Source organism: Pontiella agarivorans, assembly GCF_034531395.1.
Lineage (GTDB): Bacteria > Verrucomicrobiota > Kiritimatiellia > Kiritimatiellales > Pontiellaceae > Pontiella > Pontiella agarivorans.
This window is the reverse complement of the sequence record NZ_JARVCO010000002.1, coordinates 90,575-113,914: the sequence shown is the minus strand read 5'-3', so window position 1 is coordinate 113,914 and position 23,340 is coordinate 90,575. Positions and strand designations below refer to the sequence as shown.

The window sequence follows — 23,340 nt, the reverse complement described above, 5'->3', positions numbered from 1 at the left end:
CTCTGTGAGTTAGATTTTTCATCGTTCAGAAAACACAACGGGAACATATACTCCATCTTGTGCGGTTCAGCCCCTATTAAACACCGACATGATACCGCAGAACCGTTTCATTTTTTCTTTCTCATCGTGATCGTATTTTTCAAACCCAATGCCGCCAGTTGTTCCGACAGTCCGTCCTTTACCCTGCTTAACTCCGGATTATCTGCAAGGTTCGTCCATTCATTCGGATCGCTCTGGTGGTCATAGAGTTCCTCGGAACCATCCTGATAACGCATATACCGATAACGCTCGGTCTGCAGGGCAAAACTCCCGTCACGCCAGGCTGTAACCGCCGGGTACGGCCACTCTTTCCCGGGATTATTCAACAGCGGCACCAGACTGCGCCCTTCATTTTTAAGGTTTTCAGGAAGACCGCAAAGCTCGATCAGCGTCGGATAAATATCCAGCAGACTGACCACCCGTTCGCTGCGGCCGGGCTCAATGCCCGGCCCGGCAAACAGAAGCGGAACGCGGCCCGACCGGTCCCAGAGCGAATGTTTCTGGAAAGTGTTCTTCTCCCCCATGTGATAACCATGGTCGGACCAAAGTACAATAATCGTATTCTCCGCATACGGGCTCTCTTCAAGCGCATCCATAATCCGGCCCAGCTGATGATCCATAAAGGTGATCGACGCAAGATAGGCCTGCAGAATATTGCGCCATTGTTTGTGTTCAATGGCCCAATCTGTTCGGGGCATGCCCTTCGCAATATTCACTTTGACAGATGCCTCCGGAAGATCATCCAAATCATTCTTTTTATACGGAGGTAACGTCAGTTTTTCCGGATCATACAGATCAAACCATTTTTGATTCACATACCACGGGACATGCGGAGACAGGAATCCGACCATAAGCAGAAACGGTTTTTCCTGCTTTTGCTCAAGCTGCTGAATCGCAAAATCCGCCGCGGCATAGTCAGGAAATTCCTTGTCCGGTTTGTCCACTGCAAACCAATCCGTACTCGTCCGCTTATTGGAATAATTTTTCCCCATGCGGCCAAGACCCGCCGTAAAAGCACCTCGACCGCCGCTGATATCCACACTGCCTTCCGGCACATGATCGTGACAGAGCTTACCAACGGCATAGGTCGCATAGCCATTTTCCGCAAAGTATTCATGTACCAGTTTCGTACCCAGCTCATGCGCCCGTTCCTGCAATGCCTCGTCCGGAATTTTTTCTGTGCCACCAATGGTCGTCGGCAGCAATCCGCTCATAATGCTGTTGCGCGACGGTCCGCAGGTTGGCCATTGGCAATAGGCTTTAGTAAAAACCATGCCCTGCTCTTCGAGCTTATTCAGGTTGGGTGTGATTGCATCCGGATAACCGTTTCCAATGATTGGAAAATTGTTTAAATCATCTACCGCAATAAAAAGCAGATTAGGCCGATAGGCGTCGTAACCCGGCTTCGCCGCCATCCCTGAATGGCAGAGAACCAGCAAAACACCTGATATAAATAATCTCTTTCTCACAGGAAGCCCTTAAATCGCCGGGACGGTTGTCTTTTTACTTTCCGGCCCCTGTACAATAGTCATCTGTTTCACCAGAGCATCATGCATCGTTTTCAGGACGGTCTTGTATGCAGGATCGGCATAAAAGTTAACTAACTCGTCCGGATCCTTTTCGAGGTCGAACAGGAACGGTTCACCTTTCGAGGAATAGATCAGTTTATGTTTCCGGCTGACGGTTGCCACCCACAACCCATTGGCTTCCGCCATATAGGAAATGCGGTCGTCAGCAATTTCCTGATCCGTGCTTAACAAATCCGCCGAACAATCGGACCCCTGTGCATTCGGCAGAGATGATGCCCCCATCAGGCCCAGTATGGTCGGTGCAAAATCAGTGTTATTATAGGCCTTATGAATAACCTTGCCCGCCGCTATTTTTTTCGGATAGCGGATCACAAAAGGAATACGGGAGGAACCATCAAAAGGCTGTCCTTTATTAATCTGATCATGTTCATAAAGCATATCACCATGGTCGGAGGTAAAGACCACCACGGTGTTGTCGGCAATTCCTTTCTCTTCGAGAAAATTCAGCAGCCGTCCGACATTGTCATCAATGCATTTCACCATCCCGAAATAACCGCTCATCTGCTTAGGATCAAAAACTTTTCCCCCGTTCTTATTTTCAGAAGAACGCCACCTGGGAAGCGTCCCCGCCGGCATCCTCTTCCGTGTACGCGGCGGCTCAAAGGCCAGATTATCAAACAGCGTGTCGTAGGGTTTACGGACCGTATTCGGGCTGTGCGGATCCGGAATGGAAACCATGAGACAGAAGGGTTGCTGATAATCCCGCTCCAGAATTTCAAGTGAGCGGTTTGTGAGCCAGTCGGTCGTAAATGATTCTTCATCCGCGCCGTCTACCTTGCCGGTCGGCTTTCCTTTGTGATTGACGGCTCCGATCCGCGGTGAACCATCCGCATTCTGCGCCATTTTTTTCCAATGCCCTCCGTTCCACATAAAACGGTTATCCGCCCAGCCGAACTGGCGCTGCGGCGCAAACTGCGGATGGCCTTTGCCGTCGAGGTGCCACTTACCCAAGTAGGACGTGGCATAGCCTTCACGGCGCAGCACTTCGGCAAACGTCACCACTTCATCTTTCATTGGAATACCGTTTTTCCACGTCCCGGTCGTGATTGGATACTGGCCCGACATAAGCGATGCACGCGATGGAGAGCAAACCGGCGACGCAGCATAATAGTTCATGCAGATTGCTCCTTCATTCGCAATGCGGTCAATATGCGGCGTATCAACTTTCACCCCCTTACCCCAAACAAAAGCCTGATCTTCACGCAGCAAATTGCGATAGCACCCCAATGTACGGAAGTTGTGCTCATCCGTATGAATAATCAGCAGGTTGGGTCGCGTGGCTTTTCCTGCCAATGAGCTTCCTGCAACGGAAGCCACACCGAGTGCCATCATTTTTGCGTAGTCTCTTCTGTTCATAGCTTCTCTATATTCCTTCTGTGAAGACGATCGCCTCACCTTCTTTTCCCAGCTTTTCTACGGATTTAAAGAGCATTTTTGCTCGCTTAGATTTACACAACCGGGAGTTTTTCCGGATCAACATCTACGATGCCCAACGGTTTGTTGTAATTCCATGCACCGCGCGTAAAGTCAGGCACCTTGACCTGCTCACTCTCCCGGGAAACAGACTTGATGCTCAGAGGCATAATACTGCTCCAGGCAGCTGCATCGTAGACATCCTGATCAAGCGGCAGGCCGTTCTTGAGACAATAGATCAGACGATAGTCCATGATAAAATCCATGCCGCCGTGCCCCCCCACCTTGCGTGCAATTTTGCCCATGGTCCGGCTAAGCGGGTGCCGGTATTTTTTCTCCAGCTCTTTCATTTGCTCGGCCGTCTGCCATTTATGGCCCAGCGCAATACGCGCTTCCGGATATTTCCGGGCCATGCCTCCAGTCCCCTGCAGCAAATGGATGCGGCTATAAGGCCGCGGTGTGCTGACATCGTGCTGCACCATCACAGTCTGCCCCTTGGCACACTTGATCAGCGTCGTGTTCATATCCCCGCGATAATCATCCAACGAGGCCATTTCCGGCTTCTCGTTATCTGTCGCCCAGGCCGTAAACGCCGCCTGCTTGCTCGACATGGAGACCAAGTGTTTAAACTGGTTTCCGCGATTAATATTCAGGCACTGCGCAATGGGCCCTAAACCGTGCGTGGGATAAAGATTGCCATTCTTGGCGTTATTCTGGTGAAAACGCCACATGCCCTGATACCCATTCTCGCGAGAGATCAAACCGCACAGAGTGTGAATGTACGCGCCCTCTGCATGCGTTAATTCGCCGAAAACGCCCTGACGCACCATATTCAGCGTCTGCAGTTCGAAAAAGTCGTAGCAACAGTTTTCGAGCATCATGCAGTGCTTACCGGTTTTCTCGGATGTTTCAACGAGTTGCCAGCACTCCTCGATGGAAGTGGCTGCCGGAACTTCAGTTGCAGCATGCTTTCCGTTTTCCATGGCATGAACACACATCGGGGTATGCCAGCGCCACGGTGTGGCAATGTAGACGAGATCGAGATCAAGTGCCACAAGATCCTTCCAAACTGCTTCGTTACCGGAATAGGTTTTCGCAACAGGGCGCCCGGCTCCCTTCAAGATATTCTGTGCCCGGTCAACCATTTCCGGGCGAAGGTCGCAAAGCGCAACAATGTCCACATCTTTGATGTGGGAAAGACGCTTGACCGCACCCTTGCCGCGCATGCCCAGTCCGATGATCCCAACCCGGATTTTTTCCAACGGCATTGCGGAAAAGCCACACATATATTTTTGTTTCCGCCTAAACCATGCCGCACTTCCAAGCATTGGAAAAGCTGCGGCAGACACTCCGGTTGCCACCAAAAAACTCTTGCGGCTACTCCCCATTAGTTCTTCCCTCGCACATCGACCACCAAGTGTAAAATCTCTCTAGTTGGAAGCATGGCCGTATTTTTTCTTCCACTTATCCAGTTCAGGCCAGGGGCTTCCCGGACGAGCATCATCTTTTGTAAGGATGGGCTTGTCGGCATTGTACCTGAAACCTTCCATCGTGATGTTTTCAAAGCGAACATCAAATGCACCCTCGGAACCATCCCTGACAGCACCGATTGAAGGGGCCTCAAAAAACTTATTCTCCCAGCGCAGGTTCATATCCGGATAATACGCTTGCGGAATCTCCATGATAATCTGGCCTTTCACCTGAGCCTTCCTGCCGAAGACCACGTGAATATCTTTCACATAACTGCCCTCGGCAAAACAACCAGGTTTGGAATCCGGATACTTTTTCAGCTGACCTTTTTTAACATGCCCCGATCCAAGCATCACCGCGAAGGAGCTGCCGATACTTTTCACCTGTTCAATCTGAACCAACCCGTTCTGCGCACTGTGCGGTCCCATCATCACCGCACAACGCCCGTTTTCACTCACAATATTTTTTCCCGTAATATCATAAATTGCGGTATTGGGACCAATGGCTCCGGTTTCCATACGCAAGGTTACACCGCCATCCGCATACAGATTTTCAAAATGGACCGATTGCGCGCCATGCAGCTGCGTCAAACCATAACCGGGGCTCGCATTGAAAATGCGACAATTGCGGATGGTACCGTCGGTTGCCCGGGAAACAGTCCACTTCGAGATATCAGTATCGGTCTGCAACGGTGCAAGGGTAATGCCGCAATACGTGGTGTAATTATCCTGAATATCCATATTTTCAATCAGAAAATTCTTCACCATTTTCGCCAGCACCGCCCGGGAACCTTCACCTTTAGAACGTTCATTTCCCGAATAGTCGACGATAAACGGTCCGCCAAGTCCCCGAATACTGACGTTTTCGATGTAGGCCGATTCATCTTTCTCTGAAATATTTCTGCCGGAAGGACGCTCTGCATCAATGGAGAAAACCACAATTTTCTCACCTTCAGGCCAATCGGGTTTGATCACGGTATCCTTCTCGATCAGCAGATGAATGTTTGACCGCAGTTTAATACTTTTGAAACCATACGTCCCTTTCGGAACGATCAGACGTCCGCCGCCCTTTTCCGCCAGCGCATCAATCGCCTGCTGCAAAGTCGCACTCTGATCAACCTTTGCCCCATCGTTCTTCAGTCCGAAATCACTCCCGGCATTCATTGTCAATCCATTCGGATCCATGGTCTCGGTATATTCAGCCTGAACGGCCGGAAGGCAGGTCATCAAACCCGCGACAGCAATTGCTATGATTTGTTTCATTTCTTTTCCCGGGTTTAAGTGTATCAGGAATCAATATCCGACGGCTTCCACTCCGGAATACCCATCGTTTTTTCCTGTTCGTAATAACGGCGTTCCAGCGGAGCCAGCTCATCTTCCCACTTGTTGTTCAGATTAATCATGTAGGGCATCACCGTCGTATACCATTCGAAGTGGGTTTTGCTGAGTTTTTCAACCACCTCCGGATACTGAGCAGCCACATCCTGCGCCTCATAGGGATCATTTTCGACATCATACAGCTCTTTCCCGACCAGGCGCCACCGCCCTGTCCGCACCGACCACATTTTATTCGCCGATTTTTCCGGCTCGGAAGCAATATTGCCCCGTTGCGTCTGCAGAATACGCGGTGCCCATTTCGCAGCAGGATTTTCGAGCAACGGCAGCAACGAACGGCCTTCCAGCTGCTGTGATGTTTTCGACAGATCTGCTCCCGCAAATTCACAGAAGGTTGGGTAGAGGTCAAAATGTGCGGTCAAAGCATTAATATCGGCATCTTCCTGCAAGTGCCCTTTCCAATACCAGAACATCGGCACATGCACGCCGCCTTCATACGGCGTTCCTTTTCCGGTTTTATAGCCGACCCCTCCGCCCGGAGCCCCATTGTCTGTGGTCCAGATGACAATCGTATTGTCGAGCATGTTCCAGGCATTGAGCTTTTCCATAAGCATTCCGAAATTATCATCAATATTCTCAATCATCGCCATGCGCACATCCGCTTTTTTCATTCCGCGGTCTTTCATCCGTTGCAGATTTTCCTCCGGAGCAATCAAGGGTGAATGCGGAGCGTTGGTTGAGAGATAGGCAAAAAACGGTTTTTTCTTTGCATTCAAGTCCCGCATCCAGGCCAGCGCAGCATGAAAAAAGATATCCGTGCAGTAGCCTCTGGTCTGCACAATGGTATCGTTATACAGCAATACCGGATCAAAATATGCGGCCTTCTTCCCCTCCCCCTGATTCGGAGGAAAGTCCGCATAGCTGGTAATTTTTACGCCGCGTTCGCGCTGACCGATCCCGCCGGCGCCATGTATCAGCACTTCCGAAAAACCCCGATTCCCGGGAAGATATGCATCCGTGTTTCCTAAATGCCATTTTCCGAAAATACCGGTTTCATATCCCGCATCCTGCAAGAGTTGAGGAAAGGTTGTCAGATCCAACGCCATATATTCCTGTTCTTTATGCGTGGCCGTCACGCCCGCCCGGAATTCATGAACTCCACTCATGAGTGCCGCACGGGTTGGCGCGCAGTTCGGGCTCACATAATAGTTCGTGAAACGCAGCGATTGTTCTGCAAACTTATCGATATTCGGCGTTTCCACTTTGGTTTGCCCCATACCGGAAAGATTATTTCCCTGATCATCTGTCATTACAAAAATGATATTCGGACGGGAACCCTTCAGCGACCCCGCCCCGGCAGATAGAGATGCGATCAATAAGGTCCCTAATACTATATTCTTCATACACTTCCTTTAACTACAGTTCCCACACCCTGCCGAAATATTTTCAGCGCATTACAGAGTTACGCCAATCATTGGAACATGAGATCGATTGCAAAGCAAAACCTGTGATTTGTAGTCCTGCCACCGTTTTAACTACAAAATCCTATAGCTTCAGGATGGATATCCCTCTTCAGCCACAGAAGCCTCTTCCGCTGATATTCGAAACCGGTGTTGAATATCCTCAATTCACACCTCTGTCGGGCTGTCCGGCTGACAGCCGGCCTAACGAATGAAAAAAGCCCCGCCGCAAGGTCATGCGCCGGGGCTTCTGATAATCAACCCATTAAAGAGTTCTTGCTAATGAGCAACAACACTTAAGGCTCGGTAACCTCAAGTTTGAAGAACTCCACGGACTGTAAGGGGAAAGCATTCGTAACCGCTTCAAAGTCCGCCGCCCAATTGTTGGTTACCCACTGTCCGCCTGAGGTACGGGTATAGTCCACGCCCTCGGTTTGCAATGAGAAGTCCGGAGCAATGACCAAATTATCATCCGCCACAATATTATAAATCGGACGTGGTTCAGCTTTCAAACGCGGATGAATGAACAGAAAGTTTCCGTTTCCATCTACGCCCCTGCGCCGTGCGGTGATGCCGACGCTGCCGGAATCCGTAGGATTGCCGTTCAGGCCCCACTCCTCACCATTGCTTATACCGTCACCATCGTAGTCATTGGTAAAGGCTGCATCGGCATTGTAGACGCCGTAATCATACATCACGGTTTGGAATGCCGAAGGTTTATCGCCGACGACAAGGTCCCATAACCTGATAGCGGAGTTCACAGTATCTGCATTTTTGCCACGCAGAATCCCCACCGCATCCACCTGGTCAAACGTCTGGACAGCAAATGACGCACCGGTTACATCGACGAAATCATCTCCGGCTGCCGGTTCGGAGAAAACCGCCCAGGTTTCCGTTGCCAGATCAATCAGCTGGATCGAGTTATCTGTAATGGTGGCACTGGCATACCAAATCCCGTTATTGCGGATAGCAACGCGGGTATTGTTACCCCATTCGCCGGATTGAACTTTGAGTACGCCGTCGGAAACATCCACCTCGGTCTCCACTTCGACATAGAACAAAGAGGCGTTGGTTGTGGAATCACCGTCGTTATCGCGCCACCTCAGAATATCGCCTGAGGAATGCTCCTGTAACCTGATCTGGTTAATTCCTTCGCCCTCCTCGAGCTGCACCCAACCATAAAGAAGCGGGCAGGCCGATGTATTGTAGGAGCCCGATGTCGGGGTGGTCGAAACCGCGGGAGCAAAGGAGCCATCAACTCCGCCACCGGTATACAGGTCAATTCCGTTCAATGTTGAAGCCGCACCCAGAGACAGATCTACATTTCCAGAGAGTAAATCATCATCATCTCCCCAGAACAGGCCCGGAACAGTCGATTGAGCCAAGGCAAAGACAGCAAGCTCTGAATATTCACTTTCCCCGGTAGGAAATACACCCGCTATCCTATAGATATACGTCGTTTTCGTTGTCAGGCCGTCAGTATCGGTAAAGGCTGTCCCGGAGAGATTGGTGAGCAGCGTAAAATCTCCGGGTTCTATGCCGGTCGATGAACGATAAACATTGAATCCGCCACTCTCTTCTCCACCCCGGGTCAACCAGCTCAAATTGATCTCAAGGTTCCCCGTGGTAGCCGCCAGATCATACGGCGCCGAAACCGGAACCGGACTTGCATTGGTATGCGATACCGAAACCGCATCCACAGAGACATCCAGCAGATCAACCGCATCAACCAGATGCTGCATAACAAAGTTAGCGGCTTCAGCATTGTAAAGCGTTTCCGGATCATCGTAGGTATATTCAACAACCCCTTCATAGACATTGGTGCCCACAGTCACTGTAAGAGAAGCATTGTAGCTGCTTGCGGCCGTCGATTTACGAATCATCCAGTCACATTCTATTAATTCAGTCACAAAGTCCGGAGTCTCGTTGGTATTGGTCGTCATCGGAGCCCATTTCAGATCTTTTCCAGACAGGGTGAGTATATTGCCACTGCTGTAGAACCGACCGTTAATGTTAAACCTGATCCCCCCGCTGCTCACGTCCAGCCACGCTCTCAACAGCGCATCATCTGTATATGCGAAACCACTGACCGGATGGGCTTCAAGCAGATCCGAACCGGCCACATCGGAACTTACCCCCCAGCTGAAGAGCGGGTAATCATCTGATGCATTAAAATCGGCAATCAGCGCGCCATCCCCGGACCGGGCCACAGTTGGAGCATTGGTTGCCGCCACAATAAAGTTAACCGAACCGCTCCATGTCGCGCCCGCGGTATTTTCATTTGCTTCACTCCAGTAGACCGAAGCGCCATTGGTTTTTGCGGACGCAGCCAAACCTTCTGCAAAGCCACTACCCCCGGTATTCACGGTAAAAGCAGCCGAAGCATCATTGGCATTGTTCACCCAGTTATCCTGCCCCGCAAGATCCCCGTCAACATAGTCTACTCCGGTGAATGAAGTATTAATAAACTGCCCGCCAACGGTTGAAATCGGCGGAGAATTCGACAGCGTGAGGCTGATGTTTTCCACAACCGAGTTCACGGCATTACTGTCAGCGCCATCGATGCCGAAACGGATACCGACAAACTCGTAGTCACTGAAGTCGGAGATTCCGGCAACCGCATTCTTAACATTAAATGTAATGGAATAATTCTGCGTAATGCCTGCATCTGCAGTAACGGTATTCATCGTCATGTTCTGATTGTCAGCAGTACTTCCGGCACCGCCATTGATCAGATCCACCCGCTCATGGGTCCCCCCCAATGTTCCCACTTTGCTTCCGCCCCAATTTATGGAATAGAAGAAGTTGCTGCTTGCCGCCGGCAATGGACTATCCTCATTCCAGCCGATCAACTGATATTTCAGTGTCGTGTTTGTATTGGGGGAACCGGATGGCGTCCAGTCAAAGCTCAGCGTCGCCACATCGCCTGTGTCAGAAGAAGAATTCACACTGAAAACCTGCCCAAACTGAGCCGTCGCACTGTCCGTTGGCCCCAGATTCACAAAACCGGTTGCATTGGTATCCCAAGTGGTTTTCGTATTCCATCCGACATCAAGATGGTCGTAGTTCATTTCATTTGAACCATGATTTGTCCATCCAGTTTTGAACAAATTGGCCTGAACCCCTACGGCGGCGACCCATGTTAAACATAGTGCGGTCCACTTCTTCATCTCCACTCTCCTTCTTTAATAGGCTTCCGACTTCATCTATCAAACAAAGACTGATCAGCATCAGTTCATCGCTCATAAGGCTGAAACAGATTAAACTGCAGTTCCATTCCAGCTACTGGTAAAGGCTATCAAATCGTTCAAACTCGTTCTACTGGGGATATTACGGGGAAATAAAAGATTTCCGCTAGAAAGCGGCGACACTAAATGATCCCCGAACGCAGCGCTTTCGCCACGGCACCGGTTTGTGATTGAACCTGAAGTTTGCGGTAAATGTTACCCAGATGAAATTCCACTGTTCGTATACCGATATCCAGCTTTGCTGCGATTTCCTTGCCGGACAGTCCCTCGGCGAGTTCACCAAGCACTTCAATTTCCCGCCCCGTTAATCCAAACGTTTCAGAAGGCACCGGCTTTCTCAGTTCCTCCAACACCAGCTTGGCCACCGGGGGGCTTAATACAGATCCCCCCATGAAAACAGCGCGCAGCCCGTTGACAATATCAGAACTTTTTGAGGTCTTCAGCAGATACCCCGCGGCCCCCGCATCCAGTGCTTCGATCACTTTCTCTTTTTCTTTGAAAACCGTCAGCACAACAACAGCCACATCCGGAGCAGTTTCGGCCAGTTTACGAATACCGTCTACACCGCTCATTTCCGGCAGACCGAGATCCATCAGCACCAGATCCGGATGCTTTTCAAGCGCGATGGTTTCAAACAACTCGATGCATGATGGGAAAATCCGCTCACAATGGAGCCCGTCTTCACTGTCCAGCATACGCACAAGGGTACGCCGGTATATCGCATCATCTTCAACCAGCCATAGATTAATCGGAATCATATCAGTTCGACGTTTTATAGGCCCGTATCGGCTCCTTCGACAAGGCCTTCAGCGGCATGTTCATCATGACCTTTGTCCCTCCGCCGATCCGGGACTCAATATCCACTTTGCCGTGCAGCTCTTTCGCCCGTTTCTTCATGGTGTTCAACCCCCAGCCGCTGAATGAACCAGAAGTATCAAAACCGCAGCCATTATCACAAATCCCAATCTGCAGCATTTCTTCATCAATTGTGATTTGAATATTCACCTCCGAGGCCTGCGCATGCCGCATACAGTTATGCAGCGCCTCTTTGTAAAACATAATGAAATGACGTTTCGTATTTAATGAGACCGTAAGGTTCGGAATTTCCGGCGGCACATCGATATCCAGTTTCATTCCGTCGAGCACACGCTCTGCGCGCTCCACCAGCTTCTGGATCAGCTCCGGCAGATGCGTGTGCGTTTTATCCGACACCCAGATCACCTCCCGCAAGGAGGCACACGCCTCCCTCGCCATCAGCGAAAGATCATGCAGGATTTCGCCGGCCGGCTCCCCCAACTCCATTTTTTCCAGTTGCTCCGCCGTCATGGAAATACTTCCGAGCGTACTCCCCACGTCGTCATGCAGATCAGAGCTGATGTGCAACCGCAACCGTTTGGCACTTCGCCTTCTCCGTAAAAACTCTGTCATTGCACTCAGCACACCAATAACGGTAACCAGTAAAAGCAGGCCGAAAATGCTTCTTTTCCAGAAATTTTGATAACGCATCTCGAGGGCGTTCCGGAAAGCATGAAGCTCTCTCAGGTTCAGCGAAAGCCGGTTGCGCAGTTCAACTTTTTCTATCCAATCCAGCAATTGCATGCACGGATATCCGCCGGAAAAACCATCGGCCAGCAGATGCCCGGTGCTCTCAACACCGGCCGGAAATCCCTCAAGGTTAATATCTTGAACCGAATAGGTATATTTCCCGCGATGAACAACGATCTCCCCCATAGCAAACGTCCGTTTATTATCATGAAACGGAAAGTCATCAACATAGACGCGAATCCATCTTCCGGTACAGCCCGCCCCGTGCACATGCACAATGTTATTCCCCGGCAAAACAGGCTCCCAACTGCTTTTCGGCTCAACGGGATCCGCTCGCTCGCCCGCTGCAGTTTCGGGAACCACTTCCAGACGAATGCTCCCGGGAAATCCATATCCGGGAATCATTATTCCTTCAGGCGGCTGGGCGGGATATAAAGTCACCCACCCCAGTTTTCGATTTTCACCGAGATCGAGTTCCACCACGCCGCCACTTTCCGGCACGTCATCAAAAACCGCCGAAAAATCGCTGTGCTCAGACCGTGCGTCCATCCTCCCCCTGAAATCGAGCGGAAGCCCCAGACTGGTTCGCTGATCAATCAGATACTTTTGCCCCCAATACGGCGGAGACTCCAGACTGGAACTTGCCCTCACAGTACAGTTGTGGGTTCCCACACCTCTGACACCGAAAAATTCATCCAGAGCGAAAACCTCCCGGCCTCCGTCGGCAGCTCCCCGGAAAACTTCAATACGGATTTTATTCACTCTTTCAGCCGGAATATCAATGACCAGCGGAAAGCGTCCGGGATCCGGGAAGTCTTCATGCATCCATTCCTGAATCACCTCAGTGCGACCATCCTGCGCAACTGATAACACGCGAAAACGGCGGGGAAAACCATAGCTGTCCAGTTGACCGAAACGGTGATCCACCGCAGGAACCAGGATAACCTGTGTAAGAGAAACACGCTTCCAGAAGCTGAACTCGATCGTCCACCGGGGCTTTTCAGGGCATTCATCCAGCGCCGGCAAATATCCGCCATGATAGCCATACGCCTCTAACTGGAGCTGCTCGGTCAACTGAGGCAGTTGATCCATTTTAGTTTTAAGCCGCACTTCTGATTCATTGAATTGCTTTAAAACTGCAGGTATCTCAAGAAGACCAATCTCCGATACCGGTTTCTGCCAAAAGACTGCATCAGCCGCTTCCTGGCTGGATAAAGCGGAATAAACAACCAGGATAACAGCAGCTAATGAAGTCCCTACTCTTTTCATTTACGTCTCATAACACCGGACTTCGAACAGTTTGGCATTAACAGCACCGTAGGTTTCTTTAAGGTTGATTCGGATGCCGGATGTACGAATCGGGTCGAAATTAAATTTGATTAAACGTTTCCGGTTATCATCATTGCTTCCGACGCTCACCCACTGCCCGTTCACACGCGCTTCCACATCCAGCGATTTCAGTAATTCAACCGGCACATCGTTCCAGAAGTTCTTACTCACCATGGAATCCTTACGCATCATGATATTGCGTTTTACATTCGTGTCGCATTTGATCTCCACCCTCGACAGCGTAACCGGTTCTTCCCACTCCAAGAGCACTTCGGCAGGCAGTCCGTGCGATTCCCAGCCGTGCTCAACCCCTTCAAAGTCGCGAGACCATCCGTCAGTCAACAGTTTTGCATCGCCGGACACCGAGGAGGATGCCGCAATCAGATCTGCTTTACGGGCCAGATCGCGGGAATCGTTAGCCGGACGGTGTGGAATAAAGGCATCATCGCGCAACAGCTGTTCCTGCAGCTCGTTGATATGGCGGGTTGCAATATCACGTGGATTGCATTTTTTCTGAATACACAGCGCTGCAGCAGTTCCAACCGCCATGCCCATGGTTGCACAGGTGGCCATCAGGCGGGTGGATGAAAGCGCAATATGTGTTTGGCTGATATTCCGTCCCGCAAACGAAAGATTGGTGATATTTTTGGAATAGAGACTGCGGTAAGGAATCTCATACACCTTGTGAAAATGCTCGTGAAAATAACTCGGGGGCTCTTTTAAGTTTTCAATTCCGCCCGGATTATGTTCATCCAGCGACCACCCGCCGTATCCTACTGCATCTTCAAAATGAGTATGATTGAGCAGATCACCTTCATGCAGAATATAGTCACCGATAAAACGGCGTGATTCCCGTTTACCCGGAAGCGACTGAACCCAGGTCAGCGCATGGTTTTCGGCTTCCGGCACCTTACCGGAGTTTTTAATGTAGTCCCAGACGCCGTAGGCGTAGCACATCAGCTTATGCCGGATCTCTTCCTGTTCACCGATAATGTCCCCGTCGCTGCCGACTTCCATCCACCAGATGCCGTTCTGAAAACCTTTAAATTTACGTTTCGGATGCGATTTTTCCGCTTCGTAAGGGATGGCCCAGGAGGGTGCCTGAAAAGGCATCGGCTTCCCCATATCCTCAGAATGCATCAACAGAGTGGCCCCCATCTGCCATCCATCCGGCTCATCGGGCGCATACCTTTCACCGAACTCCTTCTTTCCTTCGCGGCCGGATCGATAGAGCGCGCCTGCGGTGGCGGCCAGCAAACCATCCCCGGAACAATCGATAAACTGTGCTGCGCGGATCGTGATTTGGGTTTCAGTGGTCAGCTGCCAGCATTTTGCCGCAACAATAGTGCTCCCGTTCATAACCGCTTCGGTCGCCTGCGTATTCAGGATCAGCTCAAGATTCGGTTCACTGATGACAAAGTCATACAGCAGATGATCCCAAACCGGCCAGGATTCCTGTTTATTGTTAAAACGGTTATGAAGCAGCAGTTCTTCAATAACGCCCGTTTCACGCTCCGCCCTATTATCGGGCTTCAGGTGTGTGACCCCGTTGAGATGCACCCGCATTTCGCTTGAAGCATTCCCGCCAAGCACCGGGCGGTCCTGCACCAGTACAGTTTTAGCGCCGTTACGCGCAGCGGAAACCGCAGCACAGATCCCCGCAATCCCGCCGCCAAGCACAGCGACATCAAACGTCAGCGTTTCTTTGCGATCCGGCAGACCACGCTGTCCTGTTCCAACCTGGAACCAATTGTCAGTTGTCCGCTCTTCCGGGTTGCCCGAGTCCTCCGAGGCTTTTCCAATGATGGGAACCATACTGGCCGCGACTGCGCTCGATTTAAACATATCTCGTCTATTCATATCTATCACGTCCCTCTCAAAGAGAGATTTTCAGATGTGCATCCGCACTGAAAACCCCTCTTGGTTTCGATGTCATTTTTATCTGTTAAATCCGTAAACCGCAAGCATCCTGCTTATCCCGTTACGGAACATTGCAACCATTCCGCCCTTCATAAAATCAAGGGCGGGCATGGTCCGGCTTTCTGCCGCAATTATACGCTTCATCCTGATCAGCTATTTTTCAAACGGAACAAAAAACACACGATATTCCGTTGGTTCCGCAGTCGTTCGGTATTCCTCATCCGTAAGCGGACCACAGGAACCGTTACCGATACCGGATACTTTGGCGGCAATACGAAGCTCCGTCGTGGTGGGCTTTTTCGGCAGCTCAACCGTGTGCTTGGCCGCAGACAGTTCGTCCTGCGTATAAGGCAGAGCACTCATCGAAAGCGGCTGAGGTGCCAGTACTTTGAGGCCGTTACCTGCCGCGTCCGCCAACACCATCCAGCGTACCTGCTCACGGTTGCCGTGATCCTGCGGTTTCGGATACGGAATATAGTGGTCCATCACAGTCGATGTATGAATTCCGGTCCACGCGCCATAGGAGCGGTCCGGATAGTTTCCGTGCGGTCCGAGACCATAATATTCGAGTTGAGTCAGCGATGGACGCAACGGCATGCGCAGTCCGATACGGGCCACCCATGTGTCCGGCGGGAGTTTGCCCGATGCGTTCACGGATTCCGCCAGCTCAATAGCACCGGAACCATAAACGGTCCACGTTTGGCGCTCTTCGAACCCGGCCTTTTTCTTACTCATAAAGGTATTCTCAATACGGACCACAACCGTACCGTTTTCTTCCGTAACATGAATCTTCGCTTTGCCCTGACGTGCGATATGTTCCAGATCCTGTTTCCAATAGGCATCCAGCCGCGGCGGCTGTCCTTTTTTGTTGCGGTAAGTCAGATTATCAATCCAGGCCTGTGTATGATCAAACAGACGCTCACGCGGTGTGGCCGCCAGCAATTCCGTCTTCCCCGCTTTTAGCGAAGTCACCATTCCACTCACGGTATCGAAAGCAATCGATGTACCGTTTGCGGCCGTCACAGTAATGGATTCCGCCGTTTTCTGTACCGTCGGTTTCGGCCCCGTCTTCTGCACTGAAAAACGGCGGGTTCCCGGCAATGTGAATTCAGAAAAACAGATCTCATGGCCTTTCTTCGCCCAGCGCATATCGCTCTTCAAGTGAAACGATATACGCAGGATATTTTCTTTTCCGGCGTTGAGTTTATCCGCCGTAAAAGGAATTGAGAACTCGCCGGTTTCCCGCGGAGCTGCATCCGGAGCATCCATCTCCCCGGATTCGACCACGATACCGTTTTCACGCACTTCCCATTTCAGCATAAAATGGTTGAGATTCTGCTGATTCAAACGGTTCAACACCGTAAAACTTCCCTCGTCCGGCGAAACAGCTTTCACAGCAAACGGTTCGTAGCATTTTTTCACTTCTTCAAGTTTCGGTGTCCAGCTTTGATCCGCAAGAATCAGGCCGTTCAGGGAGAAATTCTTGAACGATTTCTTATCGCCCCAGTCTCCGCCGTACTGATAATAAACGGTCCCATCTGCGGCGCGGGCCTCAACCCCTTGGTCGATCCAGTCCCAAATACATCCGCCGTTCAGGCCGTTTGTTTCATTGGCATAAACCATATCCCACACTTCTTTCAGTGCCCCGACCGAATTGCCCATGGCGTGACGATATTCGCACATGAAGAACGGACGCTGATCAACATCACGGTTGGCGAGATATTTTTCCATATTGCTGATCGCACGATACATCGGAGTAACGGTGTCCGGTTTTTCAAGAATCGGCTCACTGTTAAACTGCGGATTTTTAGGATCCTGCCGGTTCGCTCGATCGCACATCACCAGACGGCCCGGATCCAGTTCTTTGGCACGGTTATACTGTGCCTCGAACGCGGCGGTCCAGCCCCACCCCTGTTCATTACCCAGCGACCAGATCAGAACGGACGGATTGTTTTTATCGCGCTCAATCATATTTTCAACCCGGTCGACTGCAGCCGCAGTCCACTGCGGGCGGTTGCCCGGAACATCGGCAAATGCATGCGATTCCACATTCGCTTCATCAATCAGGGCAATCCCGTACCGATTGCAGAGATAATACCAGCGTTCATCGTTCGGATAATGCGACGTGCGCACGGTATTGATGTTATGCTGCTTCATCAGTTCAATATCGCGAATCATATTCGCCAACGGAACATGACGTCCGTATTTCGGATGATGGTCGTGCCGGTTTACACCGCGGATATGAAAACGTTTACCATTCAGGTGCAGGTTTCCGTTAATATTTTCAAAGCGGCGGAAACCGGTATCAATCCGCGCAATCTGCTCGGTGACGCCATCGGCTTCCAGAGAAACCAGCAGGGTGTAAAGATTCGGCAGGTCCGGACTCCAAAGCTTCATTTTTTTCAAAGTCAGATCGCCGGAGACCGTAACACGGCCGTTCGCCGGAAGAACTGCAATTTTTTCAGACCATGTTCTGACCGGTTCAGCCGAACCGTTTTCCAACAGTTCGAAGCGCAGCCGGGCTTTCTTGATTTCTGTTGCGGAATCATTGAAAACATCCACCGCATAATCAGCATGTATTTTTTTAAGCGAGGCATCGGGTGTGCCGGTAAATTGAATATCGTGAATACGCTGCTTCGGCTCGAATTTAAGGAAGACATCACGATAAATTCCCGCAAAGCGGATCATATCCTGCACCTCCATATAACTTCCGTCCGTCCAGCGGAACACCTTGAGGGCAATTAGATTCCTGCCGGGCTTGACCCAGTTGGAAATATCGAATTCAGCCGGAGTCAGGCTGTCCTGGCTGTACCCGACAACCGCTCCGTTTACATAAAGCTGAACCCCCGCTTCAACCGCGCCGATACGCAGAAGCACGCGGCGCTCCAGATCCTCTTCGGACAATTCCACCCATTTCCGGTAAACCCCGACGCGCTGGGCATCATCCGGAATAAATCCGGCTGCTTTAGACTGCTCAATTTCGTCATCGCGGAAGCCGGGGGCACGCTCTCCGGTTGACCAGTCGAACTCAAAGGGAATGAAGATATTAAGATAATAAAATCGATCAAAGCCCGCACGCTGCCAGGTGCCGGGGACCGGAATAGAGGTCCAGTCTTTCAGCGAAGCTTCAGGCTGGTTCCAGCCCTTCGGAACCGCATCGACCTGTTTGTACCAGTTAAAATCCCATTCCCCATTCAGACTGCGATAGAATTCACTGTTCCAGGGATTGGAAAGATCCAGAGGCTTCAGGGCATCGGCCCGATTGGCATAGACCGTAAATTCGGCATGCGCCTTTTCTTTATTAACCCGAAAGACCGTCGGGTCCCTCCAGATTTCCGAAGCGCCGGCCCAACTCGCGATGACGGCAACGGCATTGATCACTGATAATTTCATCTTCATGTTTACCTTTTAAAAAGAAAGAGAGAAGCACCCTTCCGGGTGCTTCGGAAAATTACTCCCAGATGAGCGGCAGCCAGACACTCATTTCCGCTTTTCCTCGGTTGCTCCAGGCATAATACGGGACAAACTGTGTCTTGATTTTTTTCATCTTCGGCTTGCGCTCAAGCGTACGGTACATCTCCTCCTGCTGATCATCATACAGCATAACGGTGCCGCGGAGTGTTGTCGCATTGTCACTCAGTCTCTCATCGTGCGACGGCTTCAACTTAATATTGGAAGGCAGGTATACATCCAGAATGGAGGCGCCTTCCGGCAGATCCGGAGTTTCCATACAGTAAACGACCGGACCGCGTTTAACTGCGGCCTGGTTGCGGGTTTCCTCAATCTTCGGATTCCCCACCAGCAATTTGGCTTCCAACGGCATACTCAGTGTAATGACATCACCAGCCGACCAGGCCCGGTTAATCACCGCATACGTTCCCGTCTTCACTTCAGCATCGGTCTTTTTCCCGTTCACCAGAAGAGTCGATCCCTCCGCCCAGTCCGGAATACGAATCATGATATCGAACGGGGCTGTTTTACAGGCTTCGACGGTGATGACGACGTCTCCGTCCCACGGATAGCGAGAATCCTGTGTAAGCTTCAGGGTTGATCCGTCGATCAGTTTCGTGTCCAGCTTATTTCCGCCATACAGGTTCACTGCAATCCCGTTCGGCGCGAGACTGTAGGCCCAACCGGACACTTTAGCGATGGTACGAACAAGGTTCGGCGGACAGCAGAAACACGGAATATACGGCACACGCTCTTCATAATCCGTTATCCCCATTTTATCATCTGATGTCCGGCGCAGCGGATTAGTATAGAAATAGTGCGTACCCTCCAGACTTATTCCGGACAGCGCCGAGTTGAAAAGCACCAGTTCCATGATGTCGGCATATTTGGATTCCCCATGAATGCCGAGCATGCGATAGCTGAACATGGCATTGCAGATATTCGCACAGGTTTCATTATAAGCCGTCGTATTTGGCATCATATAATCCTGAATAAAGGCCTCGTGAACCATGTCGCCTTTCGAAGAAACACCATGATGGGCCTGACCGCAGGCGCCGGTGACATACATTTTATGATTCACGACACTGTCCCACATACGGTCGAGCGCATCGATCAATGCCTGTTCCCCGGTTTCCGCATAAACATCCGCAGCACCGGCATAATAATACAGCGCCAGCACAGCATGACCGGCGGCCTCCTTGGCTTTGCGTAATGCCGTGCGCTCCTGAACCATATCGCCAATATTTTTGTAATTCGCGAACGGCGCAGGTTCCATACCCGACGTCCCGCGGCGGTTGATGAACTGCTCGGCGAGGGTCAGATATTGTTTATTTCCGGTCTCACGATACAGCTCCGCCAATCCCATAATCTGAGTCTGATTGAAACCGAAGCGTTCCAGCTCTTTCGGACAAGGCATGAAGGTTTTGCAGAGATAGTCGGCATGCTTGATCGCGATGTCCAGAAAATTGGTTTTTCCGGTAACGCGGTGATGAATACAGGCACTGGTCAGCAGATGGCCCGAGTTGTACAATTCATGCAGCTGCCGGTTGCTCCACCGCTCCTGTTTCCCTTTTGTCTCCATGGTGAGCTGCGTCTGTGTCGAAAGATATCCGTCGTCCGCCTGCGCTTTTCCGATCACATCGATGATTTCATCGAGCTCAGCGAGAATCTCTGGATCTTTATTGATGGCATAGACATACATGGATGCTTCCATCCATTTATAGAAATCGCCATCATGCCACTTCATGCCGCGATGTTTACCCTCTTTAAGACCGGCGGCCGCCTTGAAATTGTCATAGGCAAATCCGACATCCCCTTTCAGCAGACTGCCCATATGCGGAACCATAACTTCTTCGCAGAGCTTAAACTTATCGGCCCAGAACCCTTCGGTCCATTGGCAGTCGCCTAAATTGACACTTTTTAATTTAACATTTTTACTTTCCGCATTGTTGATAATGCCCTGTTGCTGTGCAACAGCCGTTCCGGCTGCGACAAGTACACATAGTGTAAGAATCTCGTTTTTCATTAAACATCTCCTGTGTTTCATAAGATATATCCAATCGGTTCTGTCCCGTTCAGCCCTGCCGGGAAACGACGAAAATTATATTTCCAGTCGATCAGCCGTTCCATTTTAACCGTGTTATCCCTTTAACGTTTTCATTTCTTAATGAGTATTACTGATCGGCAGCCACCTGAATTTCCATGAAGAGCACTTCATAGGGTTTAAGAACCGGCGCTGATGAGATGGAGGTGCCATGGATCAGATCACGACAACGAAACTGCGTGTCGGCCTTCCTGAACTGCAGGTTAATCGTGGCATCCGTATTTCCCAGGTTAACCAACGAAATCACAATATTTCCGGAACTGTTTTTAATGCATTTCCAAGTGCACCCCTTGGTCCCGTTTTCATTGGTTTCCATCACCTCAACTTCTGGCAGCTGATTGCGATCGGCCAGTAAACCCAACGCGGTCTCTTTAATCTCGGCCCGCGAACCGACCTGCAGCAAGACTCCATTGCCGGGAATCAGGGACGGAAGAACCTCTCCATATTCATTACTTTTAAGGCTGTTCGGACCCAGAATCACGGTTCCGCCATGATCGAGATAACGCTGCAATGCTGCGTGCTCTGCCAACGTTACCCGTTCTGATTGGTGCACCAGAATGGCCTCCCAGCTGCGGTTGTCATGCCGTGTAATAATATTTTTCGTGGCAAACCCCAGTGAGACTCCGCTGAAGTTCAGGGATTCATACAGGTCAAAAATTCTATCCATATAATCCCGCTGCTGGATGGCAGCAGTTTTAGAATAAAAAATACGAAGCGGTTTCCGCTGCCGCTGCATAGCGATAATCTCTTCGCTGTAGGCATTCAGGTCCATCATAGTGCTGTGGATGGCCTGCGTTACGCGCGGCTGCTGATTATTTGACCCCGGATAGCCTTTCCCTACCCGCTTCCGAATAGATCCGTCTTCCCGGCGGGGCCAGAACCAGATCTGGGAAGCACTCAGGCCCAGCGTATGTGCCGCCCAGGTCACTGCCCGGGCATAAGCGGGATCCATGTAGAGATCTCTGGAGTATCCGGTGGAGAGCAGGTGACTCTCCGTGTTGTACACAATCTGTCCGGGATTCACCGACTTCAGAAAATCATACGCCATGTAAAGTTCGCGCCACCCGAAGGCATAGTGTTCTTCCCATTCAGCGGTTTCCCGAAGATTGTTGTATTGAGCGGCACAGTCGTTCCCGATGATTTCGCTCATCTCCGTGAGCGCCTCTAAATCAATGCCGGTGCAGGGATCGTTGTCGGTAAAAAAGGACGGCATGATTTTAAGGTGTACTTTGGCCGCCGGATCATTTTTGCGCAGCTCTGCTTTCATGAACTGGAACCACTCCAGTACGCGGTCATCATTAAATGCATTCCAGTCGTACCATTGCGCGGTGCCCACCATTGAAATATCGATTGGAATATCAAGCTGCACCTGATCAAATCCGGAAAAAGACGTTTTCCAATGCCGGTTCAGCCCGGCAATTGAACCATGCTTTTTCTTCAGCCAGACCTTAAACTTTTTCTTTGTGTAGTCGGAAACGCCGCCCGTATAAAAAACTTTCTTTCCGCCGTTTTTATAAGTGATCCAGCGCGGCTCATTACACAGCATATAGCCCAGCTCGGTATATTTTTTTCCGGCCATGCTCGGAACAGTGCCTTTCAACAGCATTGATATCATGTCCCGCGCACCGGGATGATCGATATCATACGCGTGAAAAGGAGCGCCCTCGAACTGAGTGAAGGCTTCCCCGTATTTTTTTGTCACCCATTTCGGGAGAGCCCCATGATTGATAAAGATAAAGCCCGGCTTCCCGTCCGACTTACTCTTCAGCTCTTTCAGAATGGATGGGTTGATTGCTCCGCTCTCGTCAGTAATCTGCGTTGGGCTGATGTAAAATCCGTCCTGCTGACCGAAAAATTCATTCAGCTCCGGCAGATCAGGCTTCCACGTATAATCAGCCAGAAAAACCGGACGTTGTTTAAACATCAGCTGGTCGCCATCGTGAGTCACACCGGCCCAGTCAATTCGGGGAGACGGTTTGCGAACAGCCCGGCCTCGAATCAGCTGTTGCAGGTAAACACCGGATTCATCGAGCATTTTGATAACATCGTTCCGCTCAAAATCGGGCAGTTCTTCCGCAAGCTGCTGCGCATTGTCTTTATAGATCCGGAAGTCTTTAAAGTAGCCGGCGTTTTCTTCAATATGAGCTTCGTCCCAGTCGGCGTATTTTAAAAACACCTCTGCCGTCCGCACAGTCATTTCTTCCTGCTGTACATCAATACCCTTTTTCTCTGCCGCGTTAATGAGCGTCTGCAGATTTTTAATCTTTAACCGAGCGGTATCTTCCGGCGATTCCGCACCCAGCACCGCTCCCGCCATACTCATTATACAAATCGCATACAGGAATTTTGCGCTGAGCCTTTTTTTGTAACACATGTTTTTCTCTCTGACCTTGCGGCACATCAACCAATATCTCAGTGAAACTGCACTCTATAAGTTCT

The 23,340-nt window shown here is 50.7% G+C and carries 12 protein-coding genes; all 12 read right to left on the bottom strand.

The annotated features are described in order from the left end of the window. Positions 1-107: 107 nt before the first annotated feature. Entirely contained in the window at positions 108-1,508 is a 1,401-nt protein-coding gene (locus P9H32_RS00370) for a sulfatase (protein ID WP_322606871.1), read from the bottom strand. A gap of 9 nt (positions 1,509-1,517) precedes the next feature. Beyond that, positions 1,518-2,984, bottom strand: a complete 1,467-nt coding sequence (locus tag P9H32_RS00365) for a sulfatase-like hydrolase/transferase (protein WP_322606870.1) — start codon at positions 2,982-2,984, stop codon at positions 1,518-1,520. Positions 2,985-3,076: 92 nt separating this feature from the next. Then, positions 3,077-4,327 carry a Gfo/Idh/MocA family protein gene (locus P9H32_RS00360; protein WP_322606869.1) on the bottom strand — a complete coding sequence of 417 codons (1,251 nt, stop codon included), beginning with the start codon at positions 4,325-4,327 and terminating at the stop codon, positions 3,077-3,079. Between the two features lie 144 nt (positions 4,328-4,471). Beyond that, positions 4,472-5,773, bottom strand: a complete 1,302-nt coding sequence (locus P9H32_RS00355; RefSeq protein WP_322606868.1) for a glycoside hydrolase family protein — start codon at positions 5,771-5,773, stop codon at positions 4,472-4,474. Between the two features lie 23 nt (positions 5,774-5,796). After that, positions 5,797-7,248, bottom strand: coding sequence for an arylsulfatase (locus P9H32_RS00350; protein WP_322606867.1), 1,452 nt, complete (start codon positions 7,246-7,248; stop codon positions 5,797-5,799). A 353-nt stretch (positions 7,249-7,601) separates the two neighbouring features. After that, on the bottom strand, positions 7,602-10,475 hold the full coding sequence (locus P9H32_RS00345; RefSeq protein ID WP_322606866.1) for a hypothetical protein: 2,874 nt from the start codon (positions 10,473-10,475) through the stop codon (positions 7,602-7,604). A gap of 200 nt (positions 10,476-10,675) precedes the next feature. After that, complete coding sequence (locus P9H32_RS00340; RefSeq protein ID WP_322606865.1) at positions 10,676-11,311, bottom strand: response regulator transcription factor; 636 nt, start codon at positions 11,309-11,311, stop codon at positions 10,676-10,678. Between the two features lies 1 nt (position 11,312). After that, the gene (locus P9H32_RS00335) at positions 11,313-13,190 is read right to left on the bottom strand and encodes a sensor histidine kinase (RefSeq protein ID WP_322606864.1); all 1,878 of its coding nucleotides are present in this window, start codon (positions 13,188-13,190) and stop codon (positions 11,313-11,315) included. Positions 13,191-13,367: 177 nt separating this feature from the next. Further along, positions 13,368-15,287, bottom strand: a complete 1,920-nt coding sequence (locus P9H32_RS00330) for an FAD-dependent oxidoreductase (RefSeq protein ID WP_322606863.1) — start codon at positions 15,285-15,287, stop codon at positions 13,368-13,370. A 213-nt stretch (positions 15,288-15,500) separates the two neighbouring features. Beyond that, a complete protein-coding gene (locus P9H32_RS00325) occupies positions 15,501-18,740 on the bottom strand; it encodes a glycoside hydrolase family 2 TIM barrel-domain containing protein (RefSeq protein WP_322606862.1) in 3,240 nt (1,079 codons plus the stop codon). A 58-nt stretch (positions 18,741-18,798) separates the two neighbouring features. Beyond that, a complete protein-coding gene (locus P9H32_RS00320; RefSeq protein ID WP_322606861.1) occupies positions 18,799-20,823 on the bottom strand; it encodes a glycoside hydrolase family 127 protein in 2,025 nt (674 codons plus the stop codon). A gap of 148 nt (positions 20,824-20,971) precedes the next feature. Beyond that, entirely contained in the window at positions 20,972-23,224 is a 2,253-nt protein-coding gene (locus P9H32_RS00315) for an alpha-amylase family protein (RefSeq protein WP_322606860.1), read from the bottom strand. Between the last annotated feature and the right edge of the window lie 116 nt (positions 23,225-23,340).

Excerpts from the sequence above, each read along its gene's own strand:
- P9H32_RS00365 (WP_322606870.1), bottom strand. The coding sequence starts at position 2,984 with ATGAACAGAAGAGACTACGCAAAAATGATGGCACTCGGTGTGGCTTCC.
- P9H32_RS00360 (WP_322606869.1), bottom strand. The coding sequence starts at position 4,327 with ATGTGTGGCTTTTCCGCAATGCCGTTGGAAAAAATCCGGGTTGGGATC.
- P9H32_RS00355 (WP_322606868.1), bottom strand. The coding sequence starts at position 5,773 with ATGAAACAAATCATAGCAATTGCTGTCGCGGGTTTGATGACCTGCCTT.
- P9H32_RS00350 (WP_322606867.1), bottom strand. The coding sequence starts at position 7,248 with ATGAAGAATATAGTATTAGGGACCTTATTGATCGCATCTCTATCTGCC.
- P9H32_RS00345 (WP_322606866.1), bottom strand. The coding sequence starts at position 10,475 with ATGAAGAAGTGGACCGCACTATGTTTAACATGGGTCGCCGCCGTAGGG.
- P9H32_RS00340 (WP_322606865.1), bottom strand. The coding sequence starts at position 11,311 with ATGATTCCGATTAATCTATGGCTGGTTGAAGATGATGCGATATACCGG.
- P9H32_RS00335 (WP_322606864.1), bottom strand. The coding sequence starts at position 13,190 with ATGGATCAACTGCCTCAGTTGACCGAGCAGCTCCAGTTAGAGGCGTAT.
- P9H32_RS00330 (WP_322606863.1), bottom strand. The coding sequence starts at position 15,287 with ATGAATAGACGAGATATGTTTAAATCGAGCGCAGTCGCGGCCAGTATG.
- P9H32_RS00325 (WP_322606862.1), bottom strand. The coding sequence starts at position 18,740 with ATGAAATTATCAGTGATCAATGCCGTTGCCGTCATCGCGAGTTGGGCC.
- P9H32_RS00320 (WP_322606861.1), bottom strand. The coding sequence starts at position 20,823 with ATGAAAAACGAGATTCTTACACTATGTGTACTTGTCGCAGCCGGAACG.
- P9H32_RS00315 (WP_322606860.1), bottom strand. The coding sequence starts at position 23,224 with ATGAGTATGGCGGGAGCGGTGCTGGGTGCGGAATCGCCGGAAGATACC.